Consider the following 24,356-nt stretch of genomic DNA (forward strand, 5'->3'; position numbering starts at 1 on the left):
TTATATATATAAATTTCTTATAATAGTAAATTTTAACTATTATTGTCTTTGCTATTATTGTCTTTGTCTTGATTTTTGTCGACGCAGGCGAAAGCTTAGTACTTCTTAAAAACGTACAACTGTTAATCCTAATTCAATTGTTTTTCTGTCCCAGTATTGTAATATAATTGTGTTTTTGTGATGAGTACGGGTTGAGGAAGATATTTCCAGATTAGCTTCCTTCAAAGGAATTACCAGAATAAGTGCAAATTATATGGATGTCTGGAAACCGGAATGTTTCGATTTATTTAATTTGGAGAGTAGGTGAAAAAATAATGGAAATTGAAATTAAAGATCTTTCAAAAGCATACAGGCCGGAAAAACCCGTACTTTCAGGAATCAATCTCGAGTTTCGACCTCCTTCTATTGTTGGGCTAATAGGACCAAATGGGGCAGGGAAGACTACTTTTATGAAAATCCTTGTCCGTCAGATCCTTGCATCGACCGGGTCAATAAAAATTGACGGGACGGACATAAGCAAAAGCGAGAACGACCTTAAGAATCATCTTGGGTACCTGCCCCAGGAATTTGGCCTTTATGAAGAACTGACCGTATACCAGTTCCTGGATTATATGGCGCTTTTAAAAGGTCTGGGTCTTGAAAAAGAAAAAAGGATAAAAAATTGCATAGAAAAAACCGGGCTCTCCGAAAAGAAAAATTCCAGAATAAGGACTCTTTCAGGGGGGCAAAAGCAAAGAGTTGGAATTGCACAGGCGCTTTTGAATGATCCCGAACTTTTGATTGTTGACGAGCCTACTGTTGGGCTTGACCCGGCTGAAAGGGTAAGATTTCGAAACCTTCTGGCCGAAAATGCGAACCACAGGCTTGTGCTTCTCTCAACTCACATTATTGAAGACGTGGAATCGATTTGCAACCGGCTAATTGTCCTGTACAGGGGTGAAATCCTTTTTGACGGAAACCCTGTAGAACTGATTAAAAAGGCTGCAGGGCATGTCGGTGTGCTCGACTCTGACTGTGAAGCTGGCCCTGATATTGAAACGGACTGTATAGTGACCTCAAGGCTTATCACAGAAACCGGAGCCCAGTATAGAATTGTAGGAGATAAGCTTCCTTCCGGCATAAAACCCGTAATCCCTTCGCTTGAAGATGCTTATATGTATTTGATTACACAGAGCGGATGAGAGGGTGTAAAATGGCAAATCGAATTCCTTTTTTGTCAGGCTTCTCCTTTCTTTTCAATGAAATCAGGCTGATTTCCAGATCAAAGCTGGCACTGATGTCCATATTCCTGACTGTCCTGGCTACAGTACTGGGGCTGAAAGCTATCGATTATACGAATGAGCGTAGTCTGGTGGGGCTTGCAAAAACCTCTTTTACCGTAGCTCTCGGACCTGCACAATACGCAGCAATAGCCGGTTCCCTGCTCTTTGCAGTGCTGACGCTTATGCTGCTGAGCAAGGACCACCGACATAACAGCACGAGCCTTTTGAACACATCCTGTAATTATTCTTAGCTGCTGGTATTCCGTACGGCAGCAATCCTCTCCATCGGGATTTTTACAGTAGTGCTGGGGGGAATTGCCTTATATGCAGTCCAGGTATTTGTCCTGAAAATTACCTTTGATCCTGTAGTTTCTCTGTCCAGTCTGCTAGTAATTACGCTTGCAGGAATCTTTTTTACAGTCCTGATCTGCAGTGGACTTTACCTGATTACGGAAAACCTGGATATCTCTTTTCTTGCATACTGTATTCTTTTTTTCATGAGTATAGGTAGCTCAAATTACCTGTTAAAATGGGTTCAGACTTCGGCGGTGATGTATTCTGACTTCGGAGGAATCCTCCCGGTTTTTAAGTTTGTTCTCTACAACCGTCTTCTCTGGACTTTTGTTTCCACCGGGATTTTTACCGTCGGGCTGCTGTGCAGAAGACGATATGAATTAAATTTGAGTTTGTCTTTGAAGCTCAATGCAAAGCAGCTCTGGATTCCTGTTCTGGTCCTGCTGCTTCTGGGCGCTTCTCTTTTTGTCTATATCAATGAACCTTATATTAACCGAAATGACAGTGTATTCAAAACCGAACTTAAGGCAAATGAAAATGTAAAACTAACTCATGTTTCCTCGAATGTTCAGTTCTTTCCTGTAAACCAGAGCCTTTCAGCCAGGGTACTCTATGAATTTGAAAAAGAATCGGGCACTGAATACATTGATTTTATCACAAATGCAGGAATTCATATAAAAAAACTTACTGTTGATGGAGTTGAGGCTCCCAATTCCTTAAAGAGGATAAAAGGAACGGACAGGGTACGTTTGGAAGTCCCTGCCGAATCAAGGAACGTTACCATAGATATTAGCTACGCAGGTAAACTCAAATATCCTTCTTCAATCGGCTTTCCCGGTTATATCTCAGAGGAGAGTATATACCTGCTGGAAAACTCACACTGGATTTTCGAACCTCTGACCGGTTCACAAGATATGATAGAGATAAAGGGTTCTGTCACGGCTCCGAAGAACCTGGTAATGGTCGTTCCCGGGGAATTAACAGGAGTTCTGGAAGAACACGGCCGAAAAACCTGGGAATACAGTGCCCTTTCCAATGATTTTTCACCCGGAGTCTTTGCAGGGAACTATGAAGTAAAAAAGATGCTGGCTGGCAGTACTGAGATCGAGTTATATTACAGTCCGAAACACAGGGCGTATATAGAAACCCTTGGGATTGAAAACTATTTAATAAATATTGTTTCCTATTATGAAAAAAATATAGGCAGCTATCCGTATCAGGAATACCCCTTAAAAATAGTAGAAAGTTCTATCTACAAGACCGGCGGACATTCAACCCTGAATATCGTAACGGTTTCAGAATATGTGTTTAACAGAGAACTGGACAGGGAAATTGGAGGAGATTCAGATAACTTTTCCTCTGATCTCACATCTCTTAAAGACATCACCTTTGTTGGGGATATGGACCTGTTAGCCCATGAAATCGCTCATCAGTGGTGGGGAACAGGAGTTTTCGTGAAGGAAAATCCCCCCTGGTCTTCGGAAGGGCTTGCAGATTACCTGGCCTACAAATACGTAACAGAAGAGTTTGGTTCCTATGCATCAGCATATATCCCTGCAATGTGGAAAGGCGGAGTAGATTCCATGGAAAACAGTTATTACTATGCGAATCCGAAAATGCTGGAAAACCTGCCTGAGAAACAGAGACAAAAGTATGAAATGGAGACTCGAAAAATAGAACTTTATTCCCAGATGCCTATGCTCTTGCTGAGAGCCGAAGAGCTGCTTGGGGAAGAGTCATTTTTTACGAAGTTATCGGATATTTATACGGATTACAGGTTTAAATCCCTTTCTTATGAGGAATTCATGCCTTCAATAGGGCTGAGCGAAGCCGAGCTTGATAAGGACCCGGTAAAGGGGAAAGAAACGGGGACGGAAGAAACAGCAGAAGGGGAGGCGGTTTTCGATGAATAAGCCCTCAACAAATAATTTCCCTAACAATAATTTCCCTAACCTGTTGAGAGTCTTGAAATATGAAGTTTTGAGGCTGGCATATAATAAAAAATATTTTTACATGGTCCTCATCGAGTCGCTATTTGCCTGTTACATCCTGATGAATTTTGTATTCGGGGGAAAAGACGGTACGGCTCCTTTCTCTAAATGGACGTATTCGGAATTTCTCTCCCTTATAGGGCCACTTTTATCAGTCATCCTTGTTCTTTTCTGCATGTCCGTCTTTTCGGAAAAGGAAGTTGCGGTTCGAAATATCATATTTTCTACCCCGCTTTCCGAACCAAAATATTATCTGCTAAAAGCCTCGGCAATCACGGCTGTTTTCGTACTTGCTGCTTCTTTACCGATTTTATTGAGCTTTGCGTATTATGCCCATTACTTTAATTTCTACGCTTATGCTGAGTTCACGCTTCCCTTACTGTTATTTCTGTTGCCTTCCCAGATCTTTGTACTGGGGCTTGCCCTGGCGGTCGGGAGATTCCATTCCAGACTGCTTTACCCTCTTTTGCCTCTTGTGCTGTTTCTGGGATTTTTTAATCCGAGGCTCCCTGCGTGGTTTGATCTTTTTGGGAATAATTTCCTTTCGTGGCCCCTACGCTGGTATTTGGGAGTCATGGAGGGTCCAATACCCTATATTCTGCCCGATGATTTCCTCTACAGCAGATTGGTTTTCATATTTATGGGCGTCGTTATGTTTGCATTTGCCTGTAGAAGGTCTAAAACCTGAGTTTCGTCGTCTGTTCCTGCAGGCCTTGTCCTGGAATGCAGATGTGAATCTTATAATTATATTTTATACCTGATAGAAAATTTTTAATATTACTTAACCCAACAATACACCCCTTTTTTCATTTATGGGGAGCAAAAATGGAAATTTCCAGGCTTCTTGAAAAAATGGACCATTATTATCAAAAAAATTTAAAAGAATGTAAATTCTTAGAGGAATACAGAGATATTACCTGCAATGTCTTCCTCTATCTCAGGAAATTAATTCCATGGGCAATCCCATGATCTCTGAACTGGCAAAGACCATGGAGGTCAGCAAACCCTCTGCCAGCAACATGGTTTCTATAATGGCGGAAAAGGTCTGCTGAAAACAAAGGCTTCCATGAAAGATGGAAAGGTCTGCCTGTTTGAACTTGCCGATAATGGAAAAAAGGTAGTTGAGATCGAATATTGGGCCGATATGAGGTTCTATGAAAAGATCCGGGAAATTCTGTATGAAGAAGAATTTGAGGTTATGGAGAGACTCTTTGAGAATATAGCTAATGGCTTGATGAGGTAAAAGTATGACAGATGAAAGTGAAATGAGGTCTGCAAGCTTAGGGAAGCTTTTCCTGAAATTCGTTTTCCCGGCAACCATCGGGTTGATTGTTGCTGGAATCCAGGGAGTTATTGACGGTTTCTTTATCGGAAACTCCGTGGGCAGCCAGGGGCTTGCAGGGGTGACTCTTGCATTTCCCGCACTTCTAGCCATAATTGCTGTGGGACAGATGATCGGGATCGGGACTTCAAGCCTTGTGGCCCTGGCTCTTGGCAGAGCTAATCGGCAGGAAGCCCTCAGGCTTATAAATAATGCTTTTCCCATGCTTCTGTTCGTGGGAATAGGGCTCACCTCCATCGGGCTAGCTTTCTCGGAATCTTATCTCCACCTCCTGGGAGCTTCTGGTCCAGTCTTTAGCATGGCAAATAGTTATCTTAGAGTCCTATTCTCAGGCTCGATACTCCTGATTCTGTCCATTGCTCTCGAACCTCTTGTACGAAATGATGGGAAACCAAGACTTGCTATGACATGTGTGGTTGCGAGTGTTCTTGTAAACATGGTTCTTGACTACTTATTTGTCATGCGAATGGAAATGGGGGTTACCGGGGCTGCAATAGCTACGGTTATTGCTTTCTCTCTTTCCGGAATTCTATTAGCTCTGTATTTTTTCAGCGGATGGGCTGGGCTGAAACTAAACCCCCGTTCCCTCTCTCTGGAGCCGAAAATAATTATCAGAATTATGAGAACAGGTTTTCCTTCCTTTGCAATGCAGTTTTCAACTTTTGTCCTGCTCTTTGCGAACGAGTATATGCTGCTCAGTTACGGCTCGGAACTCGCTGTTTCAGGCTATGGAATTATAGGTTACGTCTTCTCGATTTTCTCCTTGATTTTTGAAGGAATAGCAGTCGGTACCCAGCCAATCATCGGTTTTAATTACGGGGCCCGTTGTTATTCCCGGGTTGCAGGGACCTTGAAGATAGCTGTTATCTCTTGCCTTGTGGCCGGATTGATTGGTTTTATGCTTCTCTCTATGTATCCGGAACAGTTTATTCTCATCTTCAATCGCGACAGCCCCAAACTCCTGGAAATTACTCTTAATGGAATGGAGATTTTCGTGTTTGCCCTCCTTACTCACGGGACGGTTATGCTGGGTTCCGTATATTTCCAGTCAATAAACAAAATCAGATATGCTCTTTTCATCCAGCTAGGAACAGTTTTTCTCTTCCTCCTTCCTCTACTCTGGATTTTACCTCCTTTACTTGACCTTAATGGGGTATGGCTTGCAACCCCGGCTGCGGAATTTCTTATGTTCCTGGTCGTGCTGGGCTTGCTCTGGAAAGAGTTCGGTTTTCTCAAGAATGGAATAGCTGTAAGTGAGTAAGGAAACTTCCCTGTTTCTGAAATTGTATTAACTACCAACGAAGATTAAACTGGGTCTCTTTCCATATGCCTCCTATGAACACTACTGTCAGAATCTCCCTGAATATGGAGTTTAAGACCATAGTATTGAAGGAGCAAAAAAATCGCTTTTTTTCAAAGCTAATCATAACTAATTACTTCTATTGTGAGCGTTACGGGCACAGGTCTGTAACACGAGGTTTTGGGACACAGGCGGCTGCCCTGTAAAAAGAGTAGAGAGCTGCCTTACTTAACAGCTCTTTTTTACTTTAGCCTTATTTTTCTCCAACCCGGCTTGTTTTGAGTTCTCAACTCATTTGCAGAGGATCTACCTTCATGTACTCCCGCAGCATGGTTGTTGCGTAACTTCCCTTTGGCAGCATGAACTCAAGCACAGCTTTTGACTTTCCGGGGTTTAGTTCGTCTTCAGCAACCTCAAACTTCGGCTCAACCTGAAGGAGGATTTCTCGCCTTATGCCTTTCGAGCTCATCTCAGGAGTTTCTTCTATATTGAAGCCTTGCAGAGGAACTTTGAGTTCCTCGAGAACTGCCTGTTCGATCTCTCCCGGAACGCCTGACGCAAATTCTGTACTATAGCCCGGAAGGGGAGCGGTTATAAAGGCCCGTTTTTTCTTAATCAGGCGGTTCATGGCATTTACGGTTTCTGCGGTGGCTTTTTCGGTTTTTGAAGAATCCGGCAGGCCATGCTCATTCTTGAAACAGACAACATCGCCTTCTACAGCCTCGTTTAAGGGAAGGCCTTTTTCGATCCTCCTGCACAGGATCGTGTTATATATGTAGGACTGGTAGCCATGCACAAACATCCTGTAAAGGTTTTTCGGGAGAACAAGAAAAGCTCCTGCAAAGTCATCCGGGTTTGCGATCAGATGGTTCATCATTGCTCTTTCATGCCCAAGGTGTAGAGGATAGATTTTCAGGCCTTCTTTGAAATCGAGGGTCTCTTTAACAAACTGGCGGGCTTTCCGTGTCTCTTCCGGTTCATCAGGGAAGGGTTCGTCAATATAAAGCAGGGCAGCTTTTTCAAAATCTCCCTCAACAATGGCTTTTCCTACCAGATGCGTGACAGGACGTACCGAGCCGAAGCGCTGGATCCCGAAGAAGTTAGGAACACCGTTCTGAGCCAAGATCTCGTTTGTGGTCTTTTCGAGCAGTTTGTGTGTCTCCTCACTCGAATGGGTAATATTCCGGATGGTAATTCTGAAATTGTTTCCCCACAGGTCTCCGAGTTCAACGGATTTTCGGGAGTGGCCGAGGACTTTCAGCTCTACATCTTTTAAATGGATCTTCTCAATTTCCTGGGCATCAATATCAAAAATACTGATTTTCTGAGTGGTAAGTGCACGTTTATCCTTTGTGCCTGCAACGCTGATTCGCTTCTGGCTTACCTTGAGGATTTTTGCGAGAGTCCGGGTCAGGTGATGTGTATCCCAGTCTCGCTTTACGAGCTCAAGAATAAGGTATTTCCCTTCCTGTCCTTCCTCTCGATTCGTAATTTCTTTAACAATAAAATCCTCCACTTCCTGCCGAAGTTGCCCTCCAAGGCCGTCAGTATCCGTGGAGTAAAGATTTATTCCGATCTGTTTTTCAATTTCCGGCACTTGCATGGGTTAAAAACACCCCTCTATTACGTGTGTTGTGAAAGTTATAAAGACCACCTGGGGTTGATATCAATAGCTTTTACTTCATTCGTATCTACAAAGGTCCAGCTTCTATATGTTTCGTTTCCTTCAGCAGCTTTAACTTTCGCAGGGGCCGTTTTTCCGGGAAGCCCACCTGCATAAAGGCTTGAAGTCGGGTCGAGCATCAGCCAGGAACCGTATTCGTCTGTCAGGTAATTTACATCAACGTTTCCGTAATAGGCCCTTACGCCTCTGACTGCAGCATCTGTCGCAGCGGTTCCATTGCCTATATATACCGCTGCAAAGGCATGAGTATTGGTCAGGTAGACCCGGGTTGTGCCTCCTACAGCCTCGAGCATGGATGAAAGGAGAATTGCTTGATCTTCACAATCCCCGGCTCCCATTCTAAGGGTAACGTTAGCTGGCTCCCAGATGTCATTACCTCTTGGGTCACTTACGTATTCGACTTTCTCTTTTACCACGTCAAAGAGGGCACAGACCTGATAGATATTATATGCTCCCGGATATGAGCGAGCCACCTGGACTGCCTTTTCCCTTATAGCAGGTTCGGCTGGCTCCACAAGTTTGTTTATGGTCTCAAAGTAAGGCGAAGGATTGTCTCGGTATACTGGATTTGATTTTTCTGGCATTGGCTTCAGGTTTACAGTAAAGTTTTTCAGAGGATAAGATCCGTAGTCGTGCCATTTTCCTTCCGAGGTCGAGGCAAGCAGCCAGAGGACAATACTGAAATTTGCTTTTTTTTCTTCAGGGATCTGAATCGCGATTACTCCTAGATACTGCTCTTCACCGGGATTGACCAAAACTCCGCAGTCCTCTGAATAAATCCGGCTTTTGGAGGCATTAACCGAAACCCCGTACCTATCTATAAAAATAGGGTTTCGACCTTCGTTTTTAATGTTGATTCTGGCATAGCCCATTCTCCCCTGGTAAAAATCTGAAGTTTGGTAGTTGCTGTTTAGGGAGAAGCCAGGCTGCAACGGAGTTCTCAGGATGGGGGTGAGTTCGCTTTTCCTGATGGAGTATGTGGGTGTTGCCGGGAAAGTAAATAAAGCCGGTTGAGGTGTATAAACACTTTCCTGGCTTTCGGAATCCGGGCCTGAGGATATATAACCTGTTACTTCTTCTCTGAAACTCTCAATTGAATCCGAAGACAGTATTCCGGTGAGTGCAGCGAGTACAAAGCAGATGCATAAAACAGTAATTATTGAGGCTATCCCTCTTCTTCCTGAAGCCTTTGAATTCCTCATGGTTTCCTCCCTAATCAAACACAGGCGGAACCTCTTTCCTGATCGGAAGAGCTATTGCATCCATAGCTCCGGCTCGGTTTGATTCTAGTCCAATTTTCCCAAACCTAACTTTCAGGCTCTTGAGACTTAAACAAGTTTAAGGTCCCGCGTAACTTTATCTATAAGCTCTTCTTTTGCCGGCCCTATTCCGAGGACTGTAACGGTTCCCGGTGGAATTTCTGTAAGTCCTGCGTCCTGTATAAGAGCAGTAGGTAGCCCTTCCCTTCTTGCTTTTTCCTTGAGTTCATACAGGTCATTAAGGGTAGGGACTTTAAGAACAATTTTTTTCTGCCCGCCTTCCTTCCATTTTTCAAGATCACTTTTGCTTGCCCATTCAGAAGCAGAAATAGCAGCGTGAGCTACCTGTACTGCAAACTTGCCTTTGGAAAGCTTCAGGTCTTCCCGGGAAACTATACACTGTTTATATTCACTCATCTTTTGCCTCGGGTTTATTGAAGGTCCGTCTGTTTCTTAAATGTTTTCGATGAAGGTATCCGGATCGACTTTATATCCCGGTTTTCATGTTCATTTTTGATCATCTATCTTGTGATCGATCCGGGCCTGAAGTATTAAATTAAACAATTTTTAGAAATCCATGAAATTCGAATCGGTTTATTTGATATTATGGGCAGCATCATTTATAATTATTTCATAAAGTTTTTTCGATGTATTCTATAATATACTCTGCCGTATTTATTCCCCATGCATCAAAAATACCTTTTCCTGATGGTGTTCCATTGACTTCAAGAATTTTAGGGTTTCCCTCAGTTTGGCCGTAATGAATCTTAGTTTCTTCGCAAAGATTATTATCAGTTATTACTTCGTTAAGATTATCATCAGTTAGTCCTTTGCTAAGATTATCATCAGTCAGCCCTTCTATAATATCAACACCGGCAAAAGTCGTGTTCACTGCCAGGGCAGCCTTCTCAGCAATTTCTTTTTGTTCTTCTGTGAGCACACACCGGTCTGCACTTCCTCCCTGACTCAGGTTATTGACCCAGGAGCCAGATGCTGCTTTACGGTAAATTGCTCCAATAGCCCTACCGTCAACAACAAAGGCCCTGATATCTCTTCCCGGATTCTCTATGAACTCCTGGATATACAGCATACCTCTCTCTTCAAGCAGCTGATTGAGAATTGCTTCCAGGGATGAAGATTCTATTTTTCGATCCGAAAACCGGACTTCGCCGTTCCTTACTCTTGCAATATCCTTTCCTTTATATCCAAAAACAGGCTTAATGACGGCGTCTCCAAATCTTGATATTACCTTCAGGGCTGCTTCCATATCCTGTACGGCTACGGTTCTGGGTACGGGCAGTCCGGCTTTTGCCAGAAGATAAGAAGCATGGTATTTATTTGCGGCATTACGGATAGCTTCTGGGGAATTGACAACAGGGATTCCTTCGTCTTCCAGTTCACGCAGGATATCAAACCTGAAAGACACACCTTCGAAAGCTCCTGCACCCACATCTCTTACAATTATCGCGTCAAGGTCAGAGAGTTTTATATCTCCCACTTTGAAGACCACGTTTGATTCTTCAGCTTTCGATTCCCAAGCTGTAGAATTCATGCTGACATCTGCATCCCTAAGGTCCAGAACAAAAGGAGAAAAACCTTTTTTTCTCGCTGCGTCAGTAAGTGCTCTGGCTGTCCAGTCTTCCGGGTCAGTGATGACAATCCCTATTTTTTTCATAGCTCATCATCGGGAGAATACAAGATCAAGTTTACGATCTGGAAGTATATCGTATCTAAAATATCTGATATCTGAAATACATAAGATCTGAAATATACGAGATTTGAAATACATGAGATCTGAACTTGTTTTTTCTTTCCCTTCTATCAGGTCTGCTCAGAAAGGTTCTCAAGCCCATGTTTTCTTCGATATTCATTTATTGCACTGTGGATTGCTTCCCTGGAAATAACTGAACATTCCAGCTTGCCTGGCGGCAGTCCTTCGAGAGCCTCGGCAACGGCCTCGTTTGTAAGTTCCCAGGCTTCCGCAAGGGTTTTGCCTTTTATCAGTTCGGTTGCCATGCTACTGGACGCAATTGCTGCTGCACACCCGAAAGTCTTAAACTTCGCATCTTCAACTCGGTCATCCCGAATTTTCAGGAAAATCTTCATATGGTCCCCATGTGGATTTCCAGCTTCTCCAACCCCGTCAGCATCCTTAATTTCCCCTACATTTCTTGGGTTCATGAAATGATCCATGACCTTTTTATTGTACACAAAACTCCCCCTGTTTTCATATTCCTGTGCACTTACGATTTATTTTTTACACGCGTTTTCAGGTTTATAGAAAGGAGACATAGCTCTGAGCTTTTCGACGGTTTCAGGCAAGACCTCAAGTACATAATCAATGTCTTCTTCGGAATTATCATCTCCAAGGGTCAGACGAAGGGAACCCTGAGCTATTTCCGGAGGCAGCCCTATTGCCCTGAGCACATGCGAGGGCTCAGGCGAACCTGAGGAACAGGCACTCCCTGTGGAACTGCAGATCCCCATCTCGTCAAGCATGAGAAGCAGAGACTCGCCTTCGATGTATTCAAAACTGAAATTCAGGTTGTTCGAAAGGCATTTTTCCGGGTGTCCGTTAAGCCTGCAGTCAGGAATTTTCATGACTTCTTCAAGGAGGCGGTCTCTCAGTCTTTTCATTTTTTCATTATACTTTTCAAGATTTCCTGTTGCAAGTTCTATTGCTTTTCCCAATCCTACAATACCTGCCACATTCTCGGTTCCTGCTCGCTTTTTGCGCTCCTGGCCTCCTCCGTGCATATAGTTGTCGATTTCTGTCCCTTCCCGCAGATAGAGCGCTCCTATTCCTTTGGGCCCATAGAACTTATGAGAAGAAAGGGAAAGCATGTCAACATTCTTTTCTTTCTTTTTCATCTCAAGAGGGATTTTACCAATTACCTGAACGGCATCAGTATGAAAAGGAATCTCATATTCTCTTGCGATCTCGCCTATCTCATGAATAGGCTCTATTGTCCCGATTTCATTATTCGCATACATCACCGAGATCAGGATAGTATCATCTCTAATTGCAGCTTCAACTTCTGCAGGGTCTATAAGCCCATAACTATCTACAGGCAGGTAAGTCACATCAAAACCCTGAGTCTCCAGGTACTTACAAGGGTAAAGCACTGCATGATGTTCAATTGGTGTGGTAATGATATGTTTTCCTTTCTTTCTTCTGGCAAAAGCCGTTCCCTTAATAGCCCAGTTATCGGACTCGGTTCCTCCAGAGGTGAAATATATTTCCTCAGGACTAGCTCCCAGAGCCTTTGCAAGCTGCTCACGGGCGGTCTCTATTGCCTCTTTACCTTCTCTCCCTATTGAATACAGGGAAGAAGGGTTTCCGAAATGTTCTTTCAAAAAAGGCAGCATAGCTTCAAACACTTCAGGTTTTGTGAAAGTGGTGGCTGCGTGGTCCATGTAAACAAAGCGCTTTTCTCTCATCAGAACCCCCCTCTATGAAAATAGGGGTTTACGCAATATGAATTTATTGCATAGTCCTATTTTTGGATTTTTTCCGGCAAAGTTTTTAAAACGATCGTCTTATAAAAGAGCATCTGAATGATGTAGCTGATTGCTGATTCTAATTTACTGTTCGACGATCAGTCAGACCTGTATTTATATGATGAAGAATAAAACCACATGTGCCTTTAGCTCAGGGAATATAAGCGTCAACTTACTTACGTTCGCCTGTTATTGATTTTATAACCTTACTTATATTATTAACATAAATATGTTTATAGATACTGACACCGCAACCCAAAATACGAAAACCAAGTTGAGGGAGTTGGAGAACAGGATATCTCTCATACCTGAAGGGATCGGGAACGTTAAGCCGGAAAAAACCGGAAGTCGAAAGACATCTCAAGTATAATCTCATGCTCATATTCTATTTCACCTTTGGAACTCGGGGCTAGAGCCTGTATGACTCGTTAACATTGGTTGGGAGGATGACTCAGGAAGCCCCTAAGTCTTTAGCTTATGGTGTAGTTCACGAGTAAGGTAACTGCAATTAACAGGCTTGCCAGTAACCTTGTTTTTCTAGTAACCCTGTTTTCGCTATATTTCCTCCGTTTTCTGAGTAATAGATGAACTCATTTTTGTTAAAGGAAGAAAATACAAGATTTTATGGAAGACGGAAAACACAATATTTTTTAGACAAAAATATTATATATAGGAATTTTGTAGTCCTATTTCGATCAGGGAGGGAAAAACGACCTTGCTAAAACAATTCTCAATTATTCTTATCATTTATTTCCTTGGTGACCTGATGCAGAAAGCTTTAGGGTTGCCAATTCCAGGCAATGTCCTGGGAATGCTCATTCTTTTCTTTAGTCTGTATACAGGCATAGTTAAACTCAATATGATAGACAAAGTAAGTGATTTTTTACTTGAAAACATGGCTTTCTTCTTTCTTCCTGCAGGGGCCAGTCTTATAACCTGTTTTGCCCTGCTTGAAGGAAAATTGACTGCTATTCTTGCAGTTTCCCTTATTTCTACCTTTGTAATACTGGCTGTAACAGGGCTCACTGTGGAACTTGTTCAAAAGTTCTTCAGGAAAAAGCCGGTAAAAATAGCCAGCCATATAGAAAATATAGGCAATAAAGGTAATAATAACGAATCTGGAAGGAATACAAAAAATGTGCATGCCCGTGAGAATCGAAGAGAAGAGGTGATCTGAAGTTGCAGACCGATTTTTTGAATGGGTTTGTCAATATGCCCCTATTTGGGATCTTACTCTCTTTAGTAGCTTTCCAGATAGGCACGCTATTATATAAGAAGACCCAGCTTTCGATTCTTAACCCTCTGCTCGTGGCTTCTGTACTTGTAATGGTTTTCCTTCTATTCTTTGGAATCAATTATGAGACTTACAACCTTGGAGGAAATTATATTTCTTTCTTCCTCGGACCTGCAACTGTGGTTCTTGCAGTGCCTCTCTATAAAAAGATTCAGCTCTTGAAAAGCAATGCTCTTCCTATCCTTGCAGGAATAATGGCAGGCTGCATAGCTGGAATCTCAAGTATTCTTGTTCTTTCCAGCCTGTTAGGGCTTGATGATACCATAAGCAGATCTCTCGCCCCCAAGTCCGTAACTACTCCTATAGGAATTGAAATCTCAAAACAGATAGGCGGCCTGCCTGCAATAACAGTAGCTGCAATCGTATTTACCGGTATTATAGGTGCTATTTTGGGCCCTTTTATCTGCCGCTGCTTCCGAATAAAAGATAAAGTTGCAGTCGGTGTCGCAATCGGCACATCATCACATGCTCTTGGAACAACAAGGGCAATAGAACTTGGAGAAACCGAAGGGGCAATGAGCGGACTTGCAATAGGGATCGCAGGCTTAATAACGGTTTTTCTGGTTCCCATGCTGCTTTATGTCTTCGGGCTTATAATTTGAATGGCAAATAGATGATCTTAAATAAGTAAAAATCAGATTTTGGATGCAAATATTGGCTCTTCGTTGTTTTGTGTGAATATCCTCATACCAGTGTGGTCTTGAGTCGAAAATCATATTATTAATAGGGAATGACGAAGAGCTCAAATATTAAGTAAAAATTCCGGTTTCAGGACAAAATATTACACTACAAAATATTGCACTACAAAATATTACACTACAAATAAACTTTACCCGGTGTTTTAATGGGGTTTTCCGGGTTATCGGAAATCCGTGTACATTCTCATCTGCCACTGACCGTTCTGTATCTTTTTCCTTATAACCCCTTTTGCCATTTCCACATAGATTTCTCTTATCTGTGGTATGAGCATAGAGAGCCCTATTATATCGGTTAGAAAACCCGGAGTTATAAGGGCAAAGCTTCCAACTAACACAAAGAATCCGTGCAGGAGCTCGTTTCCGGGCATATATCCCCTGCTTGTTGCATCCTGGATCTCGCGAAGCACGCGCAGACCCTGGGATTTTGCAAGGTAAGCACCCAGACTTGCAGTTATAAGGATAATAAGCACGGTGTTTAAGGCTCCGATCACTCCACCTATTTTGATGAGCAGATAAAGCTCAATAACGGGGATAATGAGGAAAATCGAGAAGAGTTTTAAAAACATACTAATCATTTTTAAGATTTTATATTTATGTTATCTTTATTAGTACTGATATTTTTATTAGTACTGATAAGTACTTTTTAACAGTTCCTATGCATTAATTATAGTTAAAACATGCTTTTAAAGCTTACAGTCAAAAGCTACCATAATTATATATCTTTTGTTAAACCTCGATACAAACGGTACCACTAAATCTGGAGAGTCAGCAGGAAAAGGTAAAAAAGGCAAAAAACCAAATGGAAAAAAGGCATGAAATATACAAAAGATATGAAAAAATGTAGTGAGATGATAAATGCAGTGGGCGTGAAAAACGGTCAATCTCCTAAAAAGCGAACGACGCTGGAAATCGGAGTTAGCGCAGCCCTGGAAATTCTCTTTGAAAATTTCATTTTTGGTCTCAAGGTGGATTTTCAGACCACGGGTCTGCTCTATTGATATTACATTTTCCTGCTTTTTCCTAGTTAAGATTCTATTTTCCTGATTCCTGAATTTTTCTTCTCTAAGGCTGATTTACTTCTATTCCCTTTCAGTTTTTCTGCCGTAGCTTTCTTTTCAGTTTGAGACTATAATCACTAGATTTTTATAAATACTACTCCATTCTTTCTGCTTTCCCTGCCTCAACAGGTCTATTTCTATCCTGCAAAGTTTTCTTTGTCGGGAAAATACTGTTGCTTTAAGAGAGCAGTTATTTTATGTAGCGATAAAAAGGGATAGTCTGTTATATGATTGCTATAATATTACGTTCGTGATCTAACGCACAGTTGAATGAAATAATATTATACTAAAGATTATACGCAATACTAGCACACTAATATATTCTATAAAACGTAAAATATACTCTGGATGTTACAAAGATAGTTTTACCTATCCCCAAAAAAGGGTTTGTGTTTCTGAGGTGCCGGATGTATGGACTTTGATAAAATTGAAGACTTTGTATATAAAGTTATTGGGACTATAGGATCCGATCAGAATAATTTGTGTTCTGCGATCGATTTTGCCCTGGATCTTGCGGATGAAAAATCGTTTTCCCCCAATGATTTGCTTGACCTTTCGAATGCCTGTAAGCAGCAGAAAATGTTTATGGAAGAATATGTTTTCGCAAAAGCCTGTTTCATAAGAGCTTCAGGAAAACTCCGTGAAGAAGCCTGTTTTGCGCTTGGTACTGCAGCTTATATTCTGGGCTTTTCCCTTGAAGCTGAAGCAAGCTATCTGGAAGCTCTAACAGAAAATCCAGAAAATGGAGATGTAAGGTGTGCCTATGCCGAACTCCTTTTAGACCTTGGAAGGACAGAGGCTGCTGATAAGGAATATAAAAAGGTACTTGAAGCTTCTCCAGATCATGTAAAAGCGAATACAGGATATGCTTCCCTCTTGACCGAGTACGGATGCGTAAGGGAAGCCGAAGAGCGTTACTCAAAGGCACTTACGGCAGATCCTGACTATGTCCCTGCCAGAGGTGGATACGCAAACCTGCTCTTTGAGTTGGGAAGGCTCAGAGACGCGGAAAAGGAATACAGGATTGCAATAAAACTGGATCCTGAAGACCCAAGTCTCCATCACAACTGCGGAGTTTTACTTTCTTTCCTGGGGCGCTCTTCAGAAGCCGAAGGTGAGTACAGAAAAGCTCTTTCTCTTAACCCGAGACACAGGCGGACTCTTTTTAACTACGGAAATCTCCTTGCAAGAGAAGGCAGAGCTTCAGAAGCCGAAGAACAATACACGGAAGCCCTTGCCATTGATCAGAACGATGCAAAAGTTCATTCCAATTATGCAAATCTTCTGGCTCGCTTTGGAAGGAGATATGAAGCTGAAATGGAATACAAGAAAGCGCTCAGTCTGGACCCAGATAGTGCTGAAGGACATTACAGTTACGGAAACCTTCTTTCGGAGATAGGGCGCTTTGATGAAGCCCAAAATCAGTATGAGAAGGCTCTTGTCCTGAATCCTTATTATCCCCCTATTCACTATAGATACGGTCTTCTTATGAGAAAGATGGGGCACTTTGGCGAAGCCAAAAAGGAATACACGAAAGCTATGCAGCTCGATCCGGATATCGGAAGCAAAATGACCGAAACCTGGATTATTCTGGACTAAAAGAAATGTCTGGAATTTTATCTGATCTTTCCCTAACTTATTCTGATCAAAATAACATCCAACCCGGCATTTTCTTTTTCACTTTTTATTGATTTTCTTCTTACATATTTTCTTCTTACATATTTTCTTCTTACATATTTTCTTCTTACATATTTTCTTCTTACAGATTGATATATTCGGACAATCTAATGTAGACTTTTTGGGAGAAGTAACGGTTTAATAGGAGTAGTAAGCTTTCTCTACAGTTTGTTTTCCTTCGGGTTAGTTTTCTTTTATTCCTGCTGCTTTCCGAAGACGAACAGTTTTATCTCTTCTTTTTCAAATAGCGCAAAAGCAGCCGCATTTCCTAGTCCAACATAGTCAGGGCAGGAAAACAGAGAGAGTAATTTTCCATCAAACCACCATCTATACCCATTTTCAAGGGCTGTATGACCTCTTATGATTTTTTTCAGGTTATTTGTCTGTAAAAAGCCGTCTACAATATCTGGCCCGAACTCTTTTACAGTCGAGCCTCGGGTTGAAGCGGTGAGTCCAGGACGTTTCGAAGGATCATTCCAGAGATAAGGAAAAGCAAAGGCTTCTTCCTTCCTGATGCCATCAATGCTGCCGGTTCCGTTAATTCCGCCGTGTACGCAAAATATATGCCTCGAAAGTACAGCTGCTATTGGCATTTTATCATATGTCCGGCTGGCCTTTAGAAGAAAACCCTGATCGAAACCGATTTCCTCAAAAAAGCCGTAGTAGAGGTTCATATCCACAGTTTCGTGATTTCCCCTGAGTAAGAATATGTGCTCAGGCTCTTCAAGCTTCAGTCGAAAAACCCTTGTAAGTACTTCGGCACCTTGAGGTCCTCTGTCCACGTAATCTCCGAGAAAAAGAATATTCTTACAGTTCATTTCTTGTCTTTTTTCTATTATGAATTCAAGAGCCTGAAGGTCCCCGTGAATATCCCCAATAACCATTATAGGCTCAGCGTCAATTCGAAGCACTGCAGGTTCTAACTCCAAAATTCGGTCTATTTTCGGGAGAAGAAGAAGCAGTTCTTCCTTTGCGGCAATTTTCCTGGAGACCTTTCCTGATACCATGGACTCACCTCTGTTCAAATTCCTCTTAGAGAGTCGATCTGAAATTCTTATGGGCTCTCTTAAGGAAGCTGATCTAAAAGCGTTCTTTAGATACAGGGAATTTTTATGCGATAAATATTTCCAGGCTTCAAGAAGAAATCCTTCCAGCATCCTTATGCCATCAAATTCTTAATTTTTGTTTGTGAAGGCAGGCTTATAGTGTCAAAGTCTAAAATCAAGTATGTAAACTTAAAAGGTCAAGCAATTAAAAGTTCAGGCAACTGGGTGAACAACAAGAAGTTCAGACTACAAGGCGTTCAGACAATTAAAAATCCATAAATTACATCTATTTATAAAACTTTATTCAGCATATACGGAGACAAATTTATGGAACTTGATATCAATGAGCAGGATCCTGAAGATATGGATCTTACAGATGTTGTGCTTGAATACGATGATATTGTCTCTGCAATCTCAGTTCTGGAAAAGCGCAGAGAGGAATTAAGAACTCATATCCTAAACACCTTCACAGAAAAAGAGATCAATATATTGAGAGTTGGGGATGTGGAACTCAGGCGGCAGAAGGTTGAATGGAAACTCTGGCGCATCAATAAGTTAAAACCCTATCTTATGAAGAAAGATCTCTGGGATATAGTTGAATCAGTTGACAGGAAAAATCTCAGCAGACTGATAGAAAAAGGAATCCTGAATGAAGAAGAACTTCAAGGTACATATGATGTAGAAACTCGGTACAATTTACGTGTAAAAAGGATCTAAACGGATTGGAATAAATAGTCTGAAGGAGCAGGAAAAGTTTTCAGGTGAATGACCGGGATACTATACAGTTTACACGTAGACAGGTCCCGAATGAAATGAAGTAGAATCAAAACGAATAGAGAATCCTTCAGGTGAAACTTCGAGAAGAGTAATCTTTTTCATTCTCTCTTATTCTGGATTTCGAGTAAGGATACTTTTCCAATATTTTGTAAAAGGATCTTTTTAATATTTTATCCGACTTTCCGCAGTAACTTTTCGTAAATTCATATTTTTACCGCTATCGATTTTTAATCAAACGTGGATTTATTGTACTTTTATGCAGTATGTAAAAGCAACTATGCATTGGTCATCGGTTAAGGATTTATTTCCTTCTTCTGTTACTTTTTTTGAATCCAATTTTTCATTTATTACTCCAACCATTCATCTCTAAACTCTTCTCTGTTTACATGAGGATCTAATGCTTGACTTTCATATACGCTCATTATCGTTTCAAAAGTTCTTTGAATTCCACATCTATGCAAAATTACTGTCAACAAATCTGATGCATTCTCTGCAAATATTGTACTCCAACGTAACTGTGTATATCTAGCCATTTTTTCAGAGTACAGAGCAACGGTTCTAGGTCCATTAGCAACTGCACTTACCATAACTCCAACTTTTACTCCTGCAGCTACTGTTCTTGATCTTGCTGCAGGAAACTTGTCTGCTAACGAGGAATGGAGACGAACAATTATGCTGTCCTGAATGACAACATCCTGGAAGGTTTCGAGTTTCTTGCTAAGTTTCCTACCAGGTTCTTTTGCAAGCTCTTCCATGCCATGAATTACACACTGGTGAAGAAACTCAACAAGTTCTGGAGTAAAACGATAGTACCAGCTGCTATCACTTATGGTTTTTTGTGACTCAGTTTCATATTCTCGTTTTAAACTGGCAAGTGTACGCTGCAAGCGGGCACCAAAACCGAGAGTTAAAACCCAAAAGATAATGACAGGGTCAATTTTACGTTCACGTACTATAAGACCAGTTTCTTTGGCAGTTTGCCTTAACCACTCTTCGGGAAACATTTCCCGAAGAGAGTCTTCAAGAGTAGGTGGGGGACGAGGAGACATAGATACAGAGATATTTAGATTACTAATACAAAAAAACACATACAAGAGAGGGAATTTAATGCTTAACCGATGACGCATGGAAGAATTTCATGTTTTTTCCCTGCATTTGACACAGTTCCCGGCCCAGTTCCAGCCAAAAGATTCAAAATATCATAGAGTTAAAGATATGGAATGGGCAGTGTCTCGAATTTGCTGTAAATTTGAAGTCAAGTTCTTGCATACCGTGAAGAAAATTCATCTCACGATACGGAATTTTCTACCCAGCAACTTCCTGGAGATTTGTGTTTTATCCCAATATTATTTTGCTTTTTTAATTTTTGTATTTCAATTACATATCGTATACAGTTGGCCTACTATTTTACTCCAACTTTGAACTTGTTTCATTTTACATGATCATTCTGCAATGCCAAAATGAGATTGGAACTTACTCAACATTTAACTCTTTGCAACATTTAACTTTTTGCGCTGCTTGCTATTGTATCGTGTATTGAACTTTCAAATGGTTTGAATTTGCGAGATTATTTCAGGATAAAACAGCCGAAATTGTTGAGACGGTTAATCCGGTCGATTAAGACGTTTTGCTGGGTTTTCGATCAATTTTTTTTTTGAAAAGGGTTTTGGAACAGCCGTTGCGCTGTTTGATCGCGCAGACTATGTTGTTACTGGAGTTTTCGCTCAAGCTTTTTTTGAAAAGGCTTGCAGGCAAGCAGTTTTTTGAAAAAGCTTGTGGGGAAAACTATTAACAATCAGGGAATCAACTAAGACAGAGGGTTAATGAAAATGTTGTACCGAAAAGTACCACAGAATGGAGATGAACTTTCAATACTGGGATTCGGATGCATGCGCCTCCCTGTGAAAGAAGATGGGACAATAGACGAGGAAAGGGCTACCCGGCAAGTTAGATACGCGATAGATCACGGAGTAAACTATGTCGACACGGCCTGTCCTTATCACAGGGAGAAAGCGAGTCTTTCCTTGGGCGAGCCATTGCAGATGGATATCGAGAAAAGGTCAGACTTGCTACGAAACTTCCCTCCTGGCTTGTGGAAAATCGGGAAGATATGGATAGATTATTGAATACCCAGTTAAAGAGACTCAATAAGGACTATATAGATTATTATCTGCTCCATGGTTTGGCAGGAGAAGTATGGGATAAACTTGAGCTTCTTGGTGTGATTGATTTTCTTAATAAGGCAAAGGACGACGGACGAATTATCAACGTAGTTTTTTCTTTTCATGGACCAATTGGGGACTTTAAGCGGATTGTTGACACTTATCCCTGGACTTTCTGTCAGATCCAGTATAACTTTATGGATGAGAAGCACCAGGCAGGAACGGAAGGACTTGAGTATGCAGCCTCGAAAGGACTGGGTGTAATTGTTATAGAACCTCTTCTAGGAGGCAATCTGGCTAGCCCGGTACCTGCTGAAGTGAAAGATATCTGGGATGAAGCCAAAACGAAACGTACACCTGCAGAGTGGGCTTTTCGCTGGATATGGAACCATCCAGAAGTTACGGTTGTACTCTCAGGCATGAATGAGGAATCCCATATAGAAAAAAACCTGAAAATCGCATCTGAGGCTTATCCAAATTCCTGACTGAAGCCGAAATACAGCTTGTTAATAAAGTTGAGCAAAAGTACCGTCAACTCATGAAAATTGGCTGTACTGGCTGTCGGTACTGCATGCCCTGCCCTTCAGGAGTAAATATACCTCAGGAGTAAATATACCTGAATGTTTTGAAATTTACAATAACCTTCATATGTTCGGTGATGTAGAAGGTGCCAGGTTTACTTATGCAGTCAGGATGAGCGGCGTATTTACAAACACTGAGCCTGGAGGATTTGCTTCCCAGTGCATTGAGTGTGGTAAATGTATGGAAAAAATGCCTCCAAAGTCTAAAAATACCTGATCTGCTCAAAGCTGTAGCAAAAGAACTGGAAGGAACTGACCCGGAGCAAAGAATGGCTATGGCTAAAAAACTCTTTAAGAAAGAGTAATTAAAAAATAATTCACAAACTAGTTAATATACAATTAACTCGATTAATAAGGTTCGATTAAAGGCAGAGAGAAAAGCGGTAAAGGAGAGTAAAGGGGAAAGTGTATACTTTCAGAAGAGTTCCAGAGAACGAGAACGAACTTTTAATACTGAATTAGAGTGAATGCGTTTTTCCTGTTAAATATGAAAAGATTGATAGGGAGAAGGAAAAGCACCAGATTCTTTATGCAATTACCACGGAGTCAATTGCATAGGAGTCAATTGTATAAGTTAATTACACAGATACGACCTTCTCCATTTAATCTCTCAATAGGTATATTAAGTATATCCGGTACCATTGCAAGGAGAGTTTGGTTTCAAACGATAATCGTGTATACTCTGGTTTATAAAAAGAGGATCTACATAGATGTCTGTATTTGATGTGCAGTTCTGGTAGTTACCTGCAGAGTTATTGTACAAACAGTTATTTTCCAGCACAAAAGCGTACGTTTCAGGAAGATAATTGATTACTGCATATCCCGTCCCCTCAGGGTCTTCTTTGCGCTTTTGGGTATTTACGATTATGTTGTTACGAACAATTGTTGTGTGTCCCGTGCCTGTGGGTGAAAGACTGGTACGAACTTCGGCCGGATAGATAGGGATCTCTGTAGGAAGCATGTGAATAATTGCCGCATGATATACGCCGTCAAAGGTATTGTTTTCAATTAGAGTATCGTAAAACCCACTTGTTATTATGCTTCCTACCAGGTCAATATTTGGGTTTGTGCCAGTATTATAAAAGACATTGTCAAAAATGTGGACATTCTGGGCTTCTTCCTTAGGATAAGAATCTAACCAACCTATTAACCAGATTCCAGGCCCATAAGTGTCATGGATAGTATTGTTATATATTTCTACATCGTTAACGACCCCTGTTGTTTTCTCAATCAGAATGCCAGAACCGCCTGCACTCCAGTGATGAAAGGAGTCGATTACATTATCATGAAACTTTACATGATTTGAATTTAAAACTCTAAGACCGCAATCAGTCCTGATGGTTATGTTATTGTTCCAGACCTCTAAATTCTGACAACCTTCTGCAAAAAGAGCATTATGACCAGTTTTATATATAGTGTTGTTGTAAAATTGAACATTGTAACTGCGCTCTACTTTCAATCCTTCTCCATGTCCATCATGCATGTACATATCATGAACTTGGATGTCTGTGGAATTGCAGAAATGGATCATATTGTAAAATCCGTACCCATTCTCTTTATCTCGATTATTGTCATGGTTTCCGTTGATTTCAAATCCTTTTATAGTTACTCCATTTATTTCATTACTGTCCATCTGCGTTATAAGTGGCTTATCAACTGGCCAGCTAGCCTTATCTATAAGTTTAATTACGGCTGTAGGATCGCCTTCCACGGTCGTGTTATTTCCAATAAAAATACTATCTGAGATAACGTATGTATATGGGCCTTTTAAATGAACAGTTGTAAACTGCGGATTTTCCGCAACATATTTAAGAGCTTGATTTATCTCTACCTGATCATTACTTCCATTACAGTTGAAATCTCCACTTCCATCTCCAGCTACATACACCGTCTTATTCTGTATGAGGTTACTATAGCATAGATTATCTAAATATAATGGATTGTACGTAGTATTATTTTCCGCCATTATAGCCGTACTATTTTGTTCGGTAACTGCAGATGTCGTAGATGAAAAGACAATTAGGAATAAAATCAGAATTGATGACATTAAGCTTACTGAAAAATACTTATCCACTCGTTTCATTATAATATGCCCTTATCATTTATTATTTATTAAAGAATGTTAATATTATCTTGGAAAATTATATAGTTAAACTTTTCCATTAAAGCACAATATTTTAAAATTAATATAATTTAAGAGAATTTATAGTATTGTTTTAAATTTGCTGTAAATTAGAAGCCAACTTTTTGTATGCCGAAGGATAAACAGGTCTTTTGATATTGAATTTTCCAAACAATAACTTTTGAGATTTCTAATTTTCTAGAAAATCCGGCACATTATGAAATGGCACACTACCGAATTCTTTATGGCAAAAAGCCCTGTCCTCCTAAAGTGCAACTATGGCTGTTCTCCCGAAGCTAAATTAGTGT

Annotated in this window: 24 protein-coding genes and 1 pseudogene; 15 read left to right on the forward strand and 10 right to left on the reverse strand. The window is 41.0% G+C overall.

Translation table 11 applies throughout. The annotated features are described in order from the left end of the window. Positions 1–314: 314 nt before the first annotated feature. From MSBRM_RS08480 to MSBRM_RS20270, 8 genes are all read left to right on the forward strand, one after another. Positions 315–1,181 carry an ABC transporter ATP-binding protein gene (locus tag MSBRM_RS08480; RefSeq protein WP_048156937.1) on the forward strand — a complete coding sequence of 289 codons (867 nt, stop codon included), beginning with the start codon at positions 315–317 and terminating at the stop codon, positions 1,179–1,181. Positions 1,182–1,192: 11 nt separating this feature from the next. Then, the gene (locus MSBRM_RS08485) at positions 1,193–1,513 is read left to right on the forward strand and encodes a hypothetical protein (protein ID WP_048155393.1); all 321 of its coding nucleotides are present in this window, start codon (positions 1,193–1,195) and stop codon (positions 1,511–1,513) included. A 51-nt stretch (positions 1,514–1,564) separates the two neighbouring features. Then, the gene (locus MSBRM_RS08490; RefSeq protein WP_048155395.1) at positions 1,565–3,469 is read left to right on the forward strand and encodes a M1 family aminopeptidase; all 1,905 of its coding nucleotides are present in this window, start codon (positions 1,565–1,567) and stop codon (positions 3,467–3,469) included. Next, positions 3,462–4,235, forward strand: a complete 774-nt coding sequence (locus MSBRM_RS08495; protein WP_048117831.1) for a hypothetical protein — start codon at positions 3,462–3,464, stop codon at positions 4,233–4,235. The genes MSBRM_RS08490 and MSBRM_RS08495 overlap by 8 nt, the downstream gene beginning before the upstream one ends. A 137-nt stretch (positions 4,236–4,372) precedes the next feature. After that, on the forward strand, positions 4,373–4,516 hold the full coding sequence (locus tag MSBRM_RS21235; protein ID WP_230629183.1) for a hypothetical protein: 144 nt from the start codon (positions 4,373–4,375) through the stop codon (positions 4,514–4,516). A 97-nt stretch (positions 4,517–4,613) separates the two neighbouring features. Continuing rightward, positions 4,614–4,790, forward strand: a complete 177-nt coding sequence (locus tag MSBRM_RS21240; RefSeq protein WP_230629182.1) for a hypothetical protein — start codon at positions 4,614–4,616, stop codon at positions 4,788–4,790. A 4-nt stretch (positions 4,791–4,794) separates the two neighbouring features. Next, positions 4,795–6,150, forward strand: coding sequence for an MATE family efflux transporter (locus MSBRM_RS08505; RefSeq protein ID WP_048117829.1), 1,356 nt, complete (start codon positions 4,795–4,797; stop codon positions 6,148–6,150). A 65-nt stretch (positions 6,151–6,215) separates the two neighbouring features. Continuing rightward, positions 6,216–6,395 (forward strand): hypothetical protein, encoded by a 180-nt coding sequence (locus MSBRM_RS20270; RefSeq protein ID WP_141706417.1) that lies wholly within the window; start codon positions 6,216–6,218, stop codon positions 6,393–6,395. Between the two features lie 80 nt (positions 6,396–6,475). On the opposite strand, the gene truD is transcribed toward MSBRM_RS20270, so the two are convergent. The 6 genes from truD to nifS all read right to left on the reverse strand — a co-directional run bounded on the left by truD (position 6,476) and on the right by nifS (position 12,573). Then, entirely contained in the window at positions 6,476–7,792 is a 1,317-nt protein-coding gene (gene truD, locus MSBRM_RS08510; RefSeq protein WP_048117826.1) for a tRNA pseudouridine(13) synthase TruD, read from the reverse strand. A gap of 38 nt (positions 7,793–7,830) precedes the next feature. Next, positions 7,831–9,075 (reverse strand): transglutaminase-like domain-containing protein, encoded by a 1,245-nt coding sequence (locus tag MSBRM_RS08515; RefSeq protein ID WP_048117822.1) that lies wholly within the window; start codon positions 9,073–9,075, stop codon positions 7,831–7,833. A gap of 126 nt (positions 9,076–9,201) precedes the next feature. Then, positions 9,202–9,549: a peptidyl-tRNA hydrolase Pth2 gene (pth2, locus tag MSBRM_RS08520; RefSeq protein WP_048117819.1), complete on the reverse strand. Its 348-nt coding sequence runs from the start codon at positions 9,547–9,549 to the stop codon at positions 9,202–9,204. A 214-nt stretch (positions 9,550–9,763) separates the two neighbouring features. Then, on the reverse strand, positions 9,764–10,807 hold the full coding sequence (gene mptN, locus MSBRM_RS08525; protein ID WP_048155397.1) for a tetrahydromethanopterin:alpha-L-glutamate ligase: 1,044 nt from the start codon (positions 10,805–10,807) through the stop codon (positions 9,764–9,766). Positions 10,808–10,953: 146 nt separating this feature from the next. Further along, entirely contained in the window at positions 10,954–11,343 is a 390-nt protein-coding gene (gene nifU, locus MSBRM_RS08530) for a Fe-S cluster assembly scaffold protein NifU (RefSeq protein WP_203397927.1), read from the reverse strand. A gap of 39 nt (positions 11,344–11,382) precedes the next feature. Beyond that, positions 11,383–12,573, reverse strand: coding sequence for a cysteine desulfurase NifS (gene nifS, locus MSBRM_RS08535; RefSeq protein WP_048117814.1), 1,191 nt, complete (start codon positions 12,571–12,573; stop codon positions 11,383–11,385). 775 nt (positions 12,574–13,348) lie between these two features. Here nifS and MSBRM_RS08540 point away from each other — a divergent pair. Together MSBRM_RS08540 and MSBRM_RS08545 are read left to right on the forward strand one after the other, a co-directional pair. After that, positions 13,349–13,810: a CidA/LrgA family protein gene (locus tag MSBRM_RS08540; RefSeq protein ID WP_048117813.1), complete on the forward strand. Its 462-nt coding sequence runs from the start codon at positions 13,349–13,351 to the stop codon at positions 13,808–13,810. A gap of 2 nt (positions 13,811–13,812) precedes the next feature. Then, positions 13,813–14,529, forward strand: coding sequence for an LrgB family protein (locus MSBRM_RS08545; protein ID WP_048117812.1), 717 nt, complete (start codon positions 13,813–13,815; stop codon positions 14,527–14,529). Positions 14,530–14,786: 257 nt separating this feature from the next. On the opposite strand, the gene MSBRM_RS08550 is transcribed toward MSBRM_RS08545, so the two are convergent. Next, complete coding sequence (locus MSBRM_RS08550; RefSeq protein WP_230629181.1) at positions 14,787–15,200, reverse strand: FxsA family protein; 414 nt, start codon at positions 15,198–15,200, stop codon at positions 14,787–14,789. Positions 15,201–15,437: 237 nt separating this feature from the next. Between MSBRM_RS08550 and MSBRM_RS08555 the strand changes: the two genes are divergently transcribed. Both MSBRM_RS08555 and MSBRM_RS08560 read left to right on the forward strand, forming a co-directional pair. Further along, complete coding sequence (locus MSBRM_RS08555; protein WP_048117810.1) at positions 15,438–15,623, forward strand: hypothetical protein; 186 nt, start codon at positions 15,438–15,440, stop codon at positions 15,621–15,623. Between the two features lie 471 nt (positions 15,624–16,094). Further along, on the forward strand, positions 16,095–17,282 hold the full coding sequence (locus tag MSBRM_RS08560) for a tetratricopeptide repeat protein (protein WP_048117808.1): 1,188 nt from the start codon (positions 16,095–16,097) through the stop codon (positions 17,280–17,282). Positions 17,283–17,554: 272 nt separating this feature from the next. On the opposite strand, the gene MSBRM_RS08565 is transcribed toward MSBRM_RS08560, so the two are convergent. Next, entirely contained in the window at positions 17,555–18,367 is an 813-nt protein-coding gene (locus MSBRM_RS08565; protein ID WP_048117806.1) for a serine/threonine protein phosphatase, read from the reverse strand. A 366-nt stretch (positions 18,368–18,733) separates the two neighbouring features. Here MSBRM_RS08565 and MSBRM_RS08570 point away from each other — a divergent pair, with 366 nt between their 5' ends. Beyond that, positions 18,734–19,123 carry a hypothetical protein gene (locus MSBRM_RS08570; RefSeq protein ID WP_176722119.1) on the forward strand — a complete coding sequence of 130 codons (390 nt, stop codon included), beginning with the start codon at positions 18,734–18,736 and terminating at the stop codon, positions 19,121–19,123. Positions 19,124–19,530: 407 nt separating this feature from the next. Here MSBRM_RS08570 and MSBRM_RS08575 read toward each other — a convergent pair whose 3' ends face one another. Then, positions 19,531–20,232: a hypothetical protein gene (locus MSBRM_RS08575; protein ID WP_048122912.1), complete on the reverse strand. Its 702-nt coding sequence runs from the start codon at positions 20,230–20,232 to the stop codon at positions 19,531–19,533. 780 nt (positions 20,233–21,012) lie between these two features. Between MSBRM_RS08575 and MSBRM_RS08585 the strand changes: the two are divergent. Both MSBRM_RS08585 and MSBRM_RS22070 read left to right on the forward strand, forming a co-directional pair. Continuing rightward, positions 21,013–21,988 (forward strand): annotated as a pseudogene (locus MSBRM_RS08585) (aldo/keto reductase); the annotation flags it as partial. A gap of 5 nt (positions 21,989–21,993) precedes the next feature. Further along, the gene (locus MSBRM_RS22070) at positions 21,994–22,143 is read left to right on the forward strand and encodes a hypothetical protein (protein WP_369815396.1); all 150 of its coding nucleotides are present in this window, start codon (positions 21,994–21,996) and stop codon (positions 22,141–22,143) included. 405 nt (positions 22,144–22,548) lie between these two features. Here MSBRM_RS22070 and MSBRM_RS08590 read toward each other — a convergent pair whose 3' ends face one another. Beyond that, positions 22,549–24,009: a right-handed parallel beta-helix repeat-containing protein gene (locus MSBRM_RS08590; protein WP_048155399.1), complete on the reverse strand. Its 1,461-nt coding sequence runs from the start codon at positions 24,007–24,009 to the stop codon at positions 22,549–22,551. Positions 24,010–24,356: the final 347 nt, after the last annotated feature.

It is taken from the genome of Methanosarcina barkeri MS (assembly GCF_000970025.1).
Taxonomy (GTDB): Archaea; Halobacteriota; Methanosarcinia; order Methanosarcinales; family Methanosarcinaceae; genus Methanosarcina; species Methanosarcina barkeri.